The organism is Burkholderia sp. Ac-20379 (assembly GCF_017104645.1).
Lineage (GTDB): Bacteria > Pseudomonadota > Gammaproteobacteria > Burkholderiales > Burkholderiaceae > Burkholderia.
Window position 1 is genome coordinate 13492 of record NZ_JAAGPF010000082.1, and the last position, 13885, is coordinate 27376.

12 protein-coding genes are annotated in these 13885 nt (G+C 67.1%); 8 read left to right on the forward strand and 4 right to left on the reverse strand.

From position 1 onward, the window contains the following. Positions 1 to 16 precede the first annotated feature (16 nt). The 3 genes from G3N92_RS13430 to G3N92_RS13440 are packed head-to-tail and all read left to right on the forward strand — an operon-like array spanning position 17 to position 3899. Complete coding sequence (locus tag G3N92_RS13430; RefSeq protein WP_206128014.1) at positions 17 to 2911, forward strand: T6SS effector BTH_I2691 family protein; 2895 nt, start codon at positions 17 to 19, stop codon at positions 2909 to 2911. Continuing rightward, entirely contained in the window at positions 2908 to 3651 is a 744-nt protein-coding gene (locus G3N92_RS13435) for a putative type VI secretion system effector (protein ID WP_206128015.1), read from the forward strand. The genes G3N92_RS13430 and G3N92_RS13435 overlap by 4 nt, the downstream gene beginning before the upstream one ends. Further along, positions 3648 to 3899 carry a PAAR domain-containing protein gene (locus G3N92_RS13440; RefSeq protein ID WP_206128016.1) on the forward strand — a complete coding sequence of 84 codons (252 nt, stop codon included), beginning with the start codon at positions 3648 to 3650 and terminating at the stop codon, positions 3897 to 3899. Before G3N92_RS13435 ends, G3N92_RS13440 begins: the two co-directional genes overlap by 4 nt. A 58-nt stretch (positions 3900 to 3957) precedes the next feature. On the opposite strand, the gene G3N92_RS13445 is transcribed toward G3N92_RS13440, so the two are convergent. The 3 genes from G3N92_RS13445 to G3N92_RS13455 all read right to left on the reverse strand — a co-directional run bounded on the left by G3N92_RS13445 (position 3958) and on the right by G3N92_RS13455 (position 6267). After that, the gene (locus G3N92_RS13445) at positions 3958 to 5019 is read right to left on the reverse strand and encodes an alkene reductase (RefSeq protein ID WP_206128017.1); all 1062 of its coding nucleotides are present in this window, start codon (positions 5017 to 5019) and stop codon (positions 3958 to 3960) included. Positions 5020 to 5067: 48 nt separating this feature from the next. Further along, a complete protein-coding gene (locus G3N92_RS13450) occupies positions 5068 to 5376 on the reverse strand; it encodes a helix-turn-helix transcriptional regulator (RefSeq protein WP_206128018.1) in 309 nt (102 codons plus the stop codon). Positions 5377 to 5547: 171 nt separating this feature from the next. Next, positions 5548 to 6267, reverse strand: a complete 720-nt coding sequence (locus G3N92_RS13455; RefSeq protein ID WP_206128019.1) for a type 1 glutamine amidotransferase domain-containing protein — start codon at positions 6265 to 6267, stop codon at positions 5548 to 5550. A gap of 224 nt (positions 6268 to 6491) precedes the next feature. Between G3N92_RS13455 and G3N92_RS13460 the strand changes: the two genes are divergently transcribed. Together G3N92_RS13460 and G3N92_RS13465 are read left to right on the forward strand one after the other, a co-directional pair. Next, positions 6492 to 7388 carry a LysR family transcriptional regulator gene (locus tag G3N92_RS13460; protein ID WP_206128020.1) on the forward strand — a complete coding sequence of 299 codons (897 nt, stop codon included), beginning with the start codon at positions 6492 to 6494 and terminating at the stop codon, positions 7386 to 7388. 414 nt (positions 7389 to 7802) lie between these two features. After that, positions 7803 to 8966, forward strand: a complete 1164-nt coding sequence (locus G3N92_RS13465; protein WP_206128021.1) for a porin — start codon at positions 7803 to 7805, stop codon at positions 8964 to 8966. Positions 8967 to 9059: 93 nt separating this feature from the next. Here G3N92_RS13465 and G3N92_RS13470 read toward each other — a convergent pair whose 3' ends face one another. Next, positions 9060 to 10016 (reverse strand): LysR substrate-binding domain-containing protein, encoded by a 957-nt coding sequence (locus G3N92_RS13470; protein WP_206128022.1) that lies wholly within the window; start codon positions 10014 to 10016, stop codon positions 9060 to 9062. A 298-nt stretch (positions 10017 to 10314) separates the two neighbouring features. On the opposite strand from G3N92_RS13470, the gene G3N92_RS13475 reads away from it, so the two are divergent. The 3 genes from G3N92_RS13475 to G3N92_RS13485 form a co-directional block, all read left to right on the forward strand. Further along, the gene (locus tag G3N92_RS13475) at positions 10315 to 11337 is read left to right on the forward strand and encodes an aldo/keto reductase (protein ID WP_206128023.1); all 1023 of its coding nucleotides are present in this window, start codon (positions 10315 to 10317) and stop codon (positions 11335 to 11337) included. Between the two features lie 147 nt (positions 11338 to 11484). After that, positions 11485 to 13131: an ABC transporter substrate-binding protein gene (locus G3N92_RS13480; RefSeq protein ID WP_206128024.1), complete on the forward strand. Its 1647-nt coding sequence runs from the start codon at positions 11485 to 11487 to the stop codon at positions 13129 to 13131. Between the two features lie 39 nt (positions 13132 to 13170). After that, on the forward strand, positions 13171 to 13885 hold a 715-nt coding region (locus tag G3N92_RS13485; protein WP_277396164.1), incomplete at its 3' end, for a rhodanese-like domain-containing protein.

The following is a 13885-nucleotide window of genomic DNA, read 5'->3' on the forward strand; positions in this document are numbered from 1 at the left end:
CGATACGAGAGAGCGTATGGCGGTAACCAACCAGACATGCAAGAACTGCGATAAAACGGGCCTGCCGATTCTCCCGGTACGTTACACCGTGCTGCCGAAGGCCGTGAACGCCAGGATGCCCGCGGGATTGACGGGCGACCGCGTGACGGAGGTCGGCCTGGCCGAACATCATTACGGGTTGCGCACCTTGCGCGAAGGGTGGCTCTATCTGTTCTACGAAGTGGGGGCTCGCGGCAACAATTATTGGGAGGCTTACAAGGTGACGTCCGACGGGCGTCTTTGGATGCAGTCCTTGCCGTTGCCGTCGGTGCCCCTGACGGATCCGGCGTGTGCCAAGACCACGCTGGCCGTGCAGATGGACATCATCGCCATCGAGCAGCCCGAAAAATGCACGGGCCGCGTGTATATCGCCTTCTCCGAACTCGCCTGGCATCCTGAAACGTTCAATCGCTATCAATCGAACGCTGCGTTGCGCGCAAGCCGCATGCAGTCGATCGAGCCGTCGCAATGGATCGCCAGCGGGAAGGACGGTTCGGGGCACGCGGTTGCCGCCACGGAGGCGGCGATCGACGACGTCCTGGAGTACATGCCGGGCTTCAACGCGAAGCAGATGAGCATGCTTGGCGAGAAGGACCGATTCAGCCACGACGACGGCAGCTATCGAGAGGATCTCCTGCCGCGCGAGTTGTCGCTGTATCCGTTGCGCGTTCGGCAGGCGTCGCCGGCCTCGGCGAGCAAGCAATTGATCAAACTGATGAATCAGGTGGGCACGGTGGCGGGAAGCGGCGGCGCCGCATCGAGTCATCCGCCGATGATGCTGGCGCTCTGGGATGCAATCGGCAATGTTCACGAACTGAACGGGTTCCGGAACGATCCGATGTCCTGGCTCGATCGGTACAGCGCGAAGAACGAAGTCGGCATGAAGGTCACGGCCTTGAACGATGTCGATACGGCAAAGCGCATCGTCGATTCGCGCGCCAAGCAGTCGGTCGAATCCCAGGAGGCATTGGCGAAGCAGGCACACGACATGACGCCGCTCGGCTCGCCAACGGCGCGTGCCGCCCTGGCCAAGTCTCGCGCACAGGCACTGGCGGGAGCGGACGCCGCCCGCGCCCAACAGGTCAACGCCTATTACGACGATCTCGATTGGATGGCGGCCAACAATATTCCGGGAAGTTATCAGACGCGGCTCGTTCAGGCGGGCCGATTCAGCTCTGCCACGAGTCCCGTTTACCGCACGCCTTATATCGGCAAGCTCCGCGACGACGTGATGAACGATGCGCGTGCCTATGCCAAGGCGCAACCGGGTTTTCACGATCGCAACGTCGACTATCAGCAGAAGTACAAATGGTCGCGATACGAAGCCCGGCTCCAACGCAAGCAGATCGAGGATTTCCGCAAGCCCTACAAAAAGCTTCAGGATGCCGTCTTCCGCCTCCAGGAGTTGCGCAGCGACGACGTGGGGAAATGGTTGCGCGCGCCGCTGCTGTTCGACACGCTCGAAGATTATTACTGCGTCGAGCTGGCGGACAGCTTCGAATTCGAAGTGGTGGTGGCGATGGCGATCGATGGCCTTGGGTCGACGCCGAAGGGGCTCGCGATCGTCGACGAACTGGTGGGGCACTGGAAGCCAACGGCCAAGGAGAGCCTGGTATGGCGGGCCGTTGCCATGAATCATCCGGCCAGCCGGGAGGAACTCGAGAAGCTGTTGGCCAGCGCGTTGCAGAACAAGAATCACGCGCTTGAGGAAGATGGCGTGAAGCTTGTCACGTTGGCGGCGAAATATATCGGCAAGCTGGCCGATTACTACAAGAAGTATTCGAAGCTGGCGCTCGAAACCAACGCCTCCAAGATTTCGCTGTTGGGCGCGAAATACAAGGCCGAAGGACGCGATGTCCTGATCATGAACATCGGCGATCGCGTCTTCGAGAAACTACGCGTCAACAAGCTGGGCGATTTCGTCGGCGAGAAAATCGTGCAGACGCTGTTCCTGCAGCGGGCGGGTATTCCTGCCGAAGATGCGCTGGAACTGGTTCGAAAGCAGGCGCTGTACGACAAGGTCAGCCGAACCGAAATCTTGCAGCGTTTTCGCACCGCGCGGGGGATGTTGTCCGCGGCGGCGACGAAGGGCCCTAGCCCCACCAAGGAACTCTACGAGGTGTGGGGGCGGTTGAAGGACGACAAGAACGAAACGGCGCTGAAGGAGCTTCGTCTTGGCCGTATCGCCGTCATTGCGGCATTGTGCGAACTCGTGAATTTCTGGCACCTGCTCGCGGGCGCGCCGGACGCCGATACGCGGACCAAGCTGATCAAATCCGGCGCGTCCCTGTGCTCGTCGATCATCACGATCGCAATGACGCCGTATTACGGCACGCTCAAGAAATCCGTGCGAGCAATGAGCTGGAAGATGGTCGGCGGTTTTCTGTCCGGGGTCGGCGCGTTTGCTGCCGCGTGGCTCGACGGCGGGGCGGCGAGCAAGAAGGAAAAAGCGGGGCAGTACGACGTCACGGTGGTGCTGTTCGTGAAGGCGGGGGTTGGGGTGGCGAGCGGCGGCGCATTCGTGATCGATGCGATCAGTACCGCCGCACCGCTGTTCAAGCGGCTGGCGCAACGATCGGGCAGCCGTGTCGTGATGATGGCCGTCGAGGTGGTGGCGCCGCGCTTGGCGATGATCGCGGCGCTCCGGGTCGTGAGCATGCTGATTACCTGGGAGGCGACGATCGCCGTGTTCGCGCTGCAGATCCTTGCCGATTGCCTGACCCCCGACGAACTGGAATCATGGTGCTCGCGCTGCGCGTTCGGCACCGGGCAAGAGGCCATCCTGCGGGTCAAGGATCATGCCGTGACCAAATACACGGAACTGAAGGAACAGGAAGAGGAGTTCGACAAGGCTATGGCGGAAATGGCATGAGTGCGGAACGTGACTACTCGATCCAGTTGCTGCGCGGGACGATCGGCAATCTGCAATGCCGGCGGCGCCAGCAGGATTTCGTGCTGAACGAGGCTGAGCACGCCTACCTGCAAGCCACCGCGGCCGGCGCGGCGTTGGCCGGGATGGGCGCATCGGCCATTGGCTTGATCCAATCGTCGGCGAATTCGGAAGAGGAAGCCGATTGGGTCGAGTTCGAACTCGACGGCAAACCGGTGCAAGGATGGCTCTGGAAGATGCCGATGCGCAACGGCGACGAGGTCGAAGCCGTGGCCGAGCAGAGGCCGGACGGCCGTTACTTCGCGTATTCGATCCGCCGGCCTCGCGACAACATGCTGGCCGTGTATCCGCATGCCACGCGGGGGCGATCGGCGCTGTTCGGTTGGCTCACGAAGATCATGCTGGTGACTTGGGCCGTGTGCAGCGGCATCGTCAGCCTCTTCATGTTCAGGGATCACGCCGGCGTGGATTCGGCCACGCACACGATCGTGATGGCGAGCGCCTGGGCAATGGCCTTGCTGGTATTCGGGATCCTGTTCTATCGGGCGTATCTGAAGATGCGGCGCTTTGCGCGCCTTGCCGAGCTGATCTTCGCGGGCTATGGGTGGCCCGGCGTTCGCAACATCGATCTGGTGCGCGCATCGAAACAGGACCGGCCGGACAAACGCGACGCCGACTACGGCGTCAACCATTTTCGCTATCGTTCGGGAGGCGGCGCGTGATCGATCTCGTTCGAATCGGTGACGATACCGATCACGGCGGCAAGGTGATAACGGGGTCGTCCACCATGCGTTTCGACGGCCGCTTCGTCGCGCGCAAGGGCGATGAAGTGTCGTGTCCTCTGCATCCCGACGTCAAACCCAACGTGATCGAGGAAGGGGACGAGTCGATGACCGATGGCGGCATTGCGATTGCGCGCCACGGGCATCGTGCGACTTGCGGCTGCCACTTGATCTCGAGCCTGAACTGACGCGGGCGGCAGCGATCGTCGAGCCCGGGGCGCAACGCTGCGCCCCGGTGCACCGCTGTCAGGCGACGTTCGCCAGCGGCGGGTAATCGGTATACCCCGTTTCGCCCTCGGCATAGAACGTGGCCGGCACCGGCGCGTTCAGTTCGGCGCCGAGCTCGAAGCGGCGCGGCAGGTCGGGGTTCGCGATGAACAGCTTGCCCCACGCCACGGCGTCGGCTTCGCCGGCCGCGACCGTCGCCTGCGCGCTGTCGAGCGTGAACGCTTCGTTGGCGATGTAGACGCCGCCGAACGCCTGCTTCAGTTGCGGGCCGAGGCGGTTCTCGCCCAGGCTTTCGCGCGCGAAGATGAACGCGATCTTGCGGCGGCCGAGTTCGCGGGCGACGTAGCCGAACGTGGCGGCCGGATCCGAATCGCCCATCGTGTGTGCGTCGCCGCGCGGCGACAGGTGCACGCCGACGCGCGACGCGCCCCACACGTCGATCGCCGCGTCGGTTGCTTCGAGCAGCAGGCGCGCGCGGTTTTCGATCGAACCGCCGTAGGCGTCGGTGCGATGGTTGGTGCTGTCCTGCAGGAACTGGTCGGGCAGATAGCCGTTCGCGCCGTGGATTTCCACGCCGTCGAAGCCGGCCAGCTTGGCGTTTTCCGCGCCCTTGCGATAGGCCGCGATGATGCCCGGAATTTCGTCGAGTTCGAGCGCGCGCGGCGTGACGTAGGCGCGCTCCGGGCGCACCAGGCTCACGTGGCCGCCGGCCGCGATCGCGCTGGGCGCGACGGGCAGATCGCCGTTCAGGAACACCGGATCCGAAACCCGGCCCACGTGCCACAGCTGCATGACGATGCGCCCGCCCGCGTCGTGCACGGCCTTCGTCACGAGCTTCCAGCCTTCCACCTGTTCGTCGGACCAGATGCCGGGCGTGTCGGCGTAGCCGACGCCCTGCGGCGTGACCGAGGTCGCCTCGGTCAGGATCAGGCCGGCGGAGGCGCGCTCCGCGTAGTAGCGCGCCATCAGCGCGTTCGGCACGCGGGCATTGCCGGAACGGGCGCGCGTGAGCGGCGCCATCACGATGCGGTTCGGCAGCGTCAGGTCGCCGGCGACGAGCGGATCGAACAGGGTAGTCATGGAGGATTCCTTATCGAATGAAGGTGGGCCGGTGCGGCGGCATTGCCGTCACAGGCTGATCTGCAGCTGATCGACGAAGGATTGGATCGCCGCCTCGTTGCGGCGGAAGAACACCCATTGCCCGACCCGCGCGGATTCCACCAGCCCGGCGCGTTGCAGCGTCGAGAGATGGGCCGACACGGTCGATTGCGACAAGCCGCAGCGTGCGTCGATCTGGCCGGCGCACACGCCGTCGCGGAACGAGGCGCACGCGGCCTGTTCCGGGAAATACCGTGCCGGATCCTTGAGCCACGCGAGAATCTCGCGGCGGACCGGGTTGGCAAGCGCCTTGTGGATCGCGTCGAAGTCGAGCGTCATGAGTCGTAAGGGTGAACGGCGGGATCCGATTGTATCGTCGTCGGGAACCGACTATATCGGAATATCGCGATATATAGAAATAACCCTGATCGACGGGCGGTTATCGGCACCGGGGTGGTGCGGGGCGTGCGTCGGTTGCGCGCCCCGCATGCCGCGGCGGCGGGTTCGTGCTCAGCGTGCCGCCGCACCCCCCGTCAGCAGATCGAGCACGGCATGGGCCGCCGCGTCGGCCGACGCCGGGTTCTGGCCGGTAACGAGGTTGCCGTCCACGACCACATGCGGCCCCCACGGCGCGCCCGCCTCGAACATTGCGCCGGCCGCGCGCAGGCGATCCTCGAGCAGCCACGGCGCGTTGGCGGCGAGGCCGACCTGCGTTTCCTCGTCGTTGGTGAACGCGGTCAGGCGACGGCCCTTGAAGGCCCAGCCCGACGCGTCGCCGGCCGCCAGGAAGGCGGCCTGCCCGTGGCAGACGGCGGCCACCACCCTGCGCGGATCGGCGAGCGCGGCGGACAGCGCGCGGCCCACGCTGGCGTTGACGGCGAGATCCTGCATCGGGCCGTGTCCGCCCGGCACGAACACCGCGTCGAACGCGGCGGCGTCGAGCGTCTCGATGGGCCGCGGCGCGGCCAGCGCGGCCGCGTGTTGCGCGAGATGCGCGCGGATCGCCTCGACCTTGGCGGTGTCGCCGTGATTGGCCTGCGCGGACAGGCTCAGTTCGTCCACCGTGGCCGGTGCGCCGCCCGGCGTGGCCAGCGTGACGTTCGTGCCGGCCGCGAGCAGGATGCCGTGCGGCACGACGAATTCCTCGCCCCAGAAGCCGGTGGGGCGTTGCGAGCCGTCGCGTTGCGTCCACGCGGTAGCGCTGGTCAGGATCATCAGAATGGAGTGCATGGTGTTGTCCTCGAGAGAGACGTTCGGTACTGCGTACGAGTGCGGAGCGCATCCGGGCCGGCGGCGCGCAGGCCTTTCTGCGATACTTTTCGGCGCCGGCCGCGGCCCGCGAGCGGTGTGTCGGATCGACCGCGCCGAGTGTGACGGCGCCTCGCGGGTTGATAAATGAACTTCCGGCGAATTTGGAATTCCTCCAGACGGAATTCGCGCCAACGGGATCACGCATGAATCGATTCGAAGCGCTGCGCATGTTCTGCGTGGCGGCGGAAAGCCCCAATTTTCGCGACGCGGCCGTCAGGCTCGGCGTCTCGCCGCAAGTCATTACCCGTTGCATTCAGCAACTGGAAGAGCATCTGGGCGAGCTGCTGTTCCATCGCAGCACGCGCGGCGTGCGCCTGACGCATTTCGGCGAACAACTGGCGCGGCGCAGCGCCGAGGCGATCGCGCAGGTCGACGGCCTGTTCGCGGCCGAACCGCCGCTTGCTCACGACGATCCGGCCGGCATCGTGCGGATCGCCGCGCCGGGCGCGCTCGGACGCCGCTTCATCGCGCCCGGCCTCGCGCCGCTGCTGGCCGCGCATCGCGGGCTGGTCGTCGACCTGCGCCTGTCGGAAGTGCTGGCGGACGTGGTGGACGAGCAGATCGACGTGGGCGTGCGGATCGGGCCGATGCGCGACAGCCGCTTCGTCGCGAAGCCGGTATCTAAGGCGGCGCTGTATTTCGCCGCGGCGCCGGCGTTCCTCGCGCGCGCCGGCGCGCCGGCCGACAAGGACGCGTTGCTGCGCGCGCCACTGACGGTGCTGATCGATCGCAACACGGGCCGGCCGTGGCCGTGGATGTTCGCCGACGGCGAGCAGCACGTGCCCGCGCGGCCGGTGTGGGTGACCGACGATCCCGAGGCGGAATTCGAGGCGGTGCTGGCCGGCGTGGGGATCGGGCAATTGCCGGGGCATCTGGCGTTGCCGATGCTGCGCGAGGGGCGGCTGGTGTCCCTGCTCGAGCACCTGCGTCCGCAGCCTTCCACCTTGTATGTCTATCGCGCGCAGCGCACGCCGGTGCCGGCGCGGGTTCGGCTGGTGTTCGACGCGTTGTGCGAGTTGCTTGCCGATTGCGAGGGGTAGGGCGCGTTCCGTCCGCCAGCCCGGCTTGGTTGCGGACGCAATGCATTCTCCGGCGCTGCGCCCCGAACCCCGCGAATGCCGGACATCCCCGCCGCCGCCGTGCCCGCCGCCGCGCCGTTTGCGGAAAACCGATGCTATTTCGCAACTGATTCGCGCACCGTCGTAAGCATTGCTTGGGTTGCGCGACAGCTCGCAGTAAACTCGCGCCGCGCGGCTCGCCGACACCCGATGCGCCGCGCCCGGTAAACAAGGCCGCAAGGCCAGATAAACAAAACCGGATGCCGCCGGTACAACCGGCGTTCAACCGGCGTTCAACCGGCGTTCGATAGCACTCCAATCAATCGCACCCCATTCGGCGCCGTTGCGTCCGCCTGCTTCGGACGGCACGCGTTGCGGCGCTCGCAGGAGACAAGCTTGCTCAAGAAAATGACCACCGTGGCGGCCCTGGCCGCCTTCGGCACGACGCTCGCGCACGCCCAGAGCAGCGTGACGCTGTATGGCGTGATCGACACCGGCCTCAGCTACGTCAACCACGCCGCCGCCGGCACCGGCTCGGCGAAGCGCTTCAAGTACGACGACGGCGTCGCGCAGGGCACCCGCTGGGGCCTGCGCGGTTCGGAAGACCTCGGCGGCGGCCTGAAGGCGATCTTCCTGCTCGAGAACGGCTTCAACACCGGCACCGGCGTGATCAACCAGGGCGGCGCGATGTTCGGCCGTCAGGCCTACGTGGGCCTGACGAAGGACGGCATCGGTGCGCTGACGTTCGGCCGCCAATACACGTTCTCGACCGACGTGCTGGGCGGCCAGTATTCGGCCGGCACCAACACGCTGGCCGGCAACTACGCGTATCACATCAACGATTTCGACCAGCTCGTGAACAGCCGCATCAACAACGCGGTGAAGTTCTCGTCGGCGAACTTCTCGGGCGTGACGTTCGGCGCGCTGTACGGCTTCTCGAACCAGGCCGGCGCGTTCGCCGGCTCGGCGCCGGTCGGCGGCTCGACCGGTTCGTCGCGCGCCTACAGCTTCGGCCTGAACTACGCGATGGGCGGCTTCTCGGTGGGCGCGGCCTATACCGACATCTCGTATCCGACGGCGGAAGTCCCGGCGTTCCCGACCTCGATCGCGAACGTCAATGCCGGCGGCACGGGCGGCGGCAAGGATCTGCGCACGTTCGGCATCGGCACGCGCTACCAGTTCGCCAACGCGGCGCTGTTCGCGCTCTACACGAACACGCGCATCGAAGCGCTGAACGGCGCGGCCACCTCGCTCGACGCGGTGGACGTGGGCGGCCGCTACAACTTCACGACGGCGCTGGCCGGCGGCCTGGCCTATACGTACACGCGCATGCACAACGCGAACGGCGGCCACTGGAACCAGATCGACGCGAGCCTCGACTACGCGCTGAGCAAGCGCACCGACGTGTACCTGGTGGGCGTGTATCAGAAGGCCTCGGGCCGCAACGGCACGCAGGACGTGCAGGCGCAGATCGGTTCGAGCACGGCGTTCTTCGGCCCGTCGGGCAACGGCGCGACCAACCAGATCGCCGCGCGCGTGGGTATCCGCCACAAGTTCTGATACGCGGCCAGCCGCCATCCGGCATGACGAAGCGCCGGCCCGCGAACGCGGGCCGGCGCTTTTTTCATTGGCGGCGGGAACCGCGTGCGCGCCTCAAAGCCGCTCGATCGGGCGGCCGGCCTCGTTCGTGATCCACGCGATGAACTGCTGCATTTCGGGCGTGGTCTGCAATGCGCCCGGCATCACCAGATGGCAGCGCAGCGGCCAGCCCGGCACTTCGGGCGTGGCGCGCACCAGCTCGCCGCGCCGGAACGCGCCGCGCAGCAAGGCATCGGCGCCGAGCGCGATGCCCTGGCCATGCAGCGCCGCGTGCAGCACCGCGTCGTAGCTGCTGAACAGCAGGCGGCGCGGCGCATGGGCGCCGGGAATGCCGGCGTGCGTGAACCAGGCATCCCAGCGGATCGCCAGCGGCGGTTCGGTATCCCGATCGAGCAGCGTGCCGCCGAGCAGGGCGAACGCGTCGCCGTGGCCGGCCGCGCGCTGCGCGAATTCGGCTGCATAGGAGGGCGAACAAACCGGCACCACCTGCATGTCGAGCAGCGGATGCACGCTCAGGTGTGGCCACTTGCCGTCGCCGAAGCGGATCGCGATCGTGTTGGCGGCGTCGGGCGGCGCCATGTCGATGTCGCCCGTCGCGAAGTGCAGATCGATGTCGGGATGCGCCTCGCGGAACGCGCCGAGGCGCGGCATCAGCCACAGGTTCACGAAGCTCAGCGGCGCCGACACGGCGAGCGGCTGCCGCGTGCCGTACGCCTTCACCTGCGCGATCGATTTCGCGATGTGTTCGAGCCCTTGCGTGGCGGCTTCGAGCAGTTGCCGGCCCGCCGGGCTCAGCGTGCGGCCCCGGCCCGCCGCCACGAACAGCGGCGCGCCGACGAAATCCTCGATGCGCCGGATCTGCCGGCTGACGGCCGCCTGCGTGACGCGCAACTCGTCGGCGGCGGCCGTGAAGCTGCCGAGCCGCGCGGCCGATTCGAACGTGATCAGGCTGGTTGCCGGCGGCAGGCGCTTGCGCAGCGGATGCTCGCCGGTTACTTGACTTTGAATCATGCAATGCCACCCGAAAATGATGATTGTCGGCAAAGAAAGTCAAGTATAGACTTTATAAATCGAAATTAAATCATTAATAGATATTAGCTTATCGGGATTCGGAATGAAGCGGGCGCGCTGACGGGGCATCTGCCTCGAAAGACGCGATGACAGCGCCGGAGCAGGCTCTGCAGCATCCATTCCGTCGTCATCGCGTCGTTTTCACGACACCGCTCGAATCAGCGATATCGAACGATTTAATTGGTCTGAATAAATATCCGATTTTCTGTTTGCCGATTTAAAAATCACCGGAGTGAATATGGAATATCGCCAATTGGGGCGCAGCGGCATTAACGTGTCGACGCTGACGCTCGGCACGATGATGTTCGGCGGCCCGACCGCCGAGCAGGACGCCGCCCGCATCATCGACGAGGCGTTCGAGCACGGCGTCAATTCGATCGACACCGCCGATGGCTACGCGGGCGGCGAATCGGAGCGCGTGGTGGGCCGCGCGATCGCGGCGCGCCGCGACAGTTGGGTGCTGGCGACCAAGTTCGCCAATCCGCGCGGGCCGGGCGCGAACGATCGCGGCGCCTCGCGCAAGTACATCGTGCAGGCGGTGGAGGCCAGCCTGAAGCGGCTCGGCACCGATTACATCGATCTGCTCTATATCCATCGCGAGGATCACCAGACGCCGGTCGAGGAAACGGTGCGCGCGCTGACCGATCTGGTGCGCGCCGGCAAGCTGCGCTATTACGGGCTGTCGAACTTTCGCGGCTGGAAGATCGCCGAATTCGCGCACACGGCGCGTGCGCTCGGCGTGGACGGCCCGGCCGCCAGCCAGCCGCTCTACAACCTCGCGAACCGTCAGGTCGAAGCGGAGCAGTTGAGCGCGGCCGAGCATTTCGGGCTCGGCGTGATCTCGTACAGCCCGCTCGCGCGCGGCGTGCTGACCGCCAAATACGCGCCGGGCGAAGTGCCGGGCGACGACACGCGCGCGGGCCGCAGCGACCGCCGCCTGCTGCAGACCGAGTGGCGGCCCGAGACGATCGAGCTGGCCCGCAAGATCGAAGCGCACGCGCGCTCGCGCGGCCTCGGCGCGAGCCAGTTCGCGCTGGCCTGGGTGCTGAACAGCCGCTATGTCAGCTCGGCGATCGCCGGCCCGCGCACGATCGAGCAGTGGCGCGACTATCTGCCGGCGCTCGACTACCGGCTCGATGCGGCCGACGAGGCGTTCGTCGACGCGCTGGTGGCCAGCGGCCATCCGTCGACGCCGGGTTTCAACGACCCCGGCCATCCGTTCTTCGGGCGGATTCCGCGCCACGGCGGCGGCGAGCGCTAGCCCTGTAGCGAAGCCCGGCCCGGTGTGGGCGGCGATGCGTCGATCGACGCGCCACCGCCCAGGCCATCTGCCATTCGATCCGTTGTCCTTGATATCGAGCCCGGTGCGCCTCGGCGCACCGGCGTGCATCGTCACGTCCTTACGAACATGAATCCTTCTCGCAGAGAGCTTCTCCTCGCCTCGGCCGCGTGGCTGTCCGCCACCTCGCTCGGGGCCGTGCCCGGCATCGGCCAGGCCGCCACGGCCGCCGCCAATGGAGCGGCCGATGGCGCCGCCGCGGCGCCCGCGCAGCCGGGCGGCACGCTGTCGATGGCGATCTACGCCGAACCCGATTTCCTGGTCAGCGCGTTCTCGCCGGCCGGCCCGCCGCTGACGGTGTCGACCAAGCTGTTCGATCCGCTCGTCGAATACGACGCGCAGTTCCGTCCGGTGCCGAAGCTGGCCGCCAGTTGGCGCACCAGCGCCGACGGCCTGACCTGGACGTTCCGGCTGCGCGAGGGCGTGCGCTGGCACGACGGCAAGCCGTTCACGTCGGCCGACGTGGCGTGGTCGCTGCAGAACGTCTGGCAGAAGCTGCATCCGCAGGGGCGCATCGCCTATGCGCACGTCACGCGCGTGGAGACGCCCGATCCGCACACGGTGGTGCTCAAGCTCGACGAGCCGTCGCCGTATCTGATCAACGCGCTCGGCGCGAGCGTCTCGCAGGTGCTGCCGCGCCATCTGTACGAAGGCCGCGACGTGCTGAGCAACCCGGCCAACAACGCGCCGGTGGGCACCGGGCCGTACCGCTTCTCGCGCTGGCAGCGCGGCGCGTTCGTCGAACTGGTACGCAATCCAGACTATTGGGTGCCGGGCCGCCCGTACCTCGACAAGCTGGTGTTCCGCGTGTTTCCCGATTCGGCCGCGGCCGCCATCGCGCTCGAAACCAACGTCGTGCAGATCGCGACCAGCGAGAGCATTCCGCAGGTCGACATCCGCCGTATCGAGCAGGGCGGCAAGGTGTCGCTGATCACGGGCGACACGCCGGTGACGGCGACGGTGCTGAATCTCGATCTGAACCTCGACCGCCCGGCGCTGCGCGACCTGCGCGTGCGGCAGGCGCTGTATCACGCGATCGACCGCAGCTTCATCGTGCGCAACGTGTATTCGGGTTTCGCGCGTGCGGCCGATGCGCCGCTGCCGCCGACGCTGGCCGCGTTCCACACCGACGACGTGCCGAAATATCCCTACGATCCGGCGCGCGCCGAGGCCTTGCTCGACGCGGCCGGGCTGCGCCGCGGCGCGGACGGCACGCGGCTCGCGCTGACGCTCGATTCGAACCCGAAGACGGCGATGATGCAGACCTCCCAATACATTCGCGGCGCGCTGGGCCGGGTGGGCGTCAAGGTCGATCTGCATTCGCAGGATTTCGGCCAGTACGTGAAGCGCATCTACACCGACCGCGATTTCGATCTCGGGCTGATTCTCGGCAATGTCGGCCCCGATCCGGTGATCGGCCTGCAGCGCTTCTACGCATCGAACAGCTTCCGGCCCGGCGTGCCGTTCAGCAACGGCGCGCACTACGTCAGCCCGCAGGCCGACGAGCTGCTGTTCCGCGCCGCGCGCGAGCAGCAGCCGGCCGAGCGCGCCAAGCTGTACGCCGCCTTCCAGAAGCTCGCGCAGACGGATCTGCCGCGCCTGCCGCTGGTGTCGCTGACGGTGGTGATCCTGCTGCGGCGCGAGGTGCGCAACCTGAACGACGTGGGCAGCGCGATGTTCGGCAACTTCGCCGACGTGGCGCTCGCGCACGGCTGATGCCGCTCGCCGGCTTCGTCAACTTGATCGGGAATCCCTATGGCTTTGCATGACATCGACGCGATCCGCCTCGGCGAGATCCTGCGCGCGCCCGGCGAAATCGCGCTGATCGACCTGCGCCCGGCGATCGCGTTCGGCAACGGCGCGCCGCTGCACGGCGCGAACGTGCCGCTCGTCGAACTGGACGCGCGCATCGACGCGCTGGTGCCGCACCGTCACACGCCGATCGCGCTGATCGACGGCGACGGCTCGCTGGTGCGCCGCGCGGCCGGCCAACTGGCCGAGCGCGGCTACGAAACGGTCTACAGCCTGCGCGGCGGCGTGGACGACAACGAGCGGCTGCCGGTGGTGCCGATCCGGGTGGCCGCGCCGCGCATCATTTCCGGCGATGTGGAGCGCAGCTTCCGCACGCCGGTCACGACCGCGCGCGAACTCGTGCGGCTGCGCGAGGCCGGCACGCCGGCCATCGTGCTCGACACGCGCTCGCTCGAGGAATATGCGCGCGAACACATTCCGGATTCCTACCCGGCGCCGGGCGGCGAGATCGCGACGCAGTTCCATGCGCTGGTGCGCTCGCCCGAGGTGCGCGTGATCACCACCTGCGCCGGGCGCTCGCGCGCCGTGCTGGCCGCGCAGACGCTGATCGACGGCGGCGTGGCCAACCCGGTCTCGACGCTCGATTTCGGCACGCTCGGCTGGCGCGACCTGGGGCTGCCGCTCGCGCATGGCGCGGAGCGCGCGCCCGCGCCGGTCG

Excerpts from the sequence above, each read along its gene's own strand:
- G3N92_RS13435 (WP_206128015.1), top strand. The coding sequence starts at position 2,908 with ATGAGTGCGGAACGTGACTACTCGATCCAGTTGCTGCGCGGGACGATC.
- G3N92_RS13430 (WP_206128014.1), top strand. The coding sequence starts at position 17 with ATGGCGGTAACCAACCAGACATGCAAGAACTGCGATAAAACGGGCCTG.
- G3N92_RS13470 (WP_206128022.1), bottom strand. The coding sequence starts at position 10,016 with ATGATTCAAAGTCAAGTAACCGGCGAGCATCCGCTGCGCAAGCGCCTG.
- G3N92_RS13475 (WP_206128023.1), top strand. The coding sequence starts at position 10,315 with ATGGAATATCGCCAATTGGGGCGCAGCGGCATTAACGTGTCGACGCTG.
- G3N92_RS13445 (WP_206128017.1), bottom strand. The coding sequence starts at position 5,019 with ATGACTACCCTGTTCGATCCGCTCGTCGCCGGCGACCTGACGCTGCCG.
- G3N92_RS13455 (WP_206128019.1), bottom strand. The coding sequence starts at position 6,267 with ATGCACTCCATTCTGATGATCCTGACCAGCGCTACCGCGTGGACGCAA.
- G3N92_RS13450 (WP_206128018.1), bottom strand. The coding sequence starts at position 5,376 with ATGACGCTCGACTTCGACGCGATCCACAAGGCGCTTGCCAACCCGGTC.
- G3N92_RS13480 (WP_206128024.1), top strand. The coding sequence starts at position 11,485 with ATGAATCCTTCTCGCAGAGAGCTTCTCCTCGCCTCGGCCGCGTGGCTG.
- G3N92_RS13460 (WP_206128020.1), top strand. The coding sequence starts at position 6,492 with ATGAATCGATTCGAAGCGCTGCGCATGTTCTGCGTGGCGGCGGAAAGC.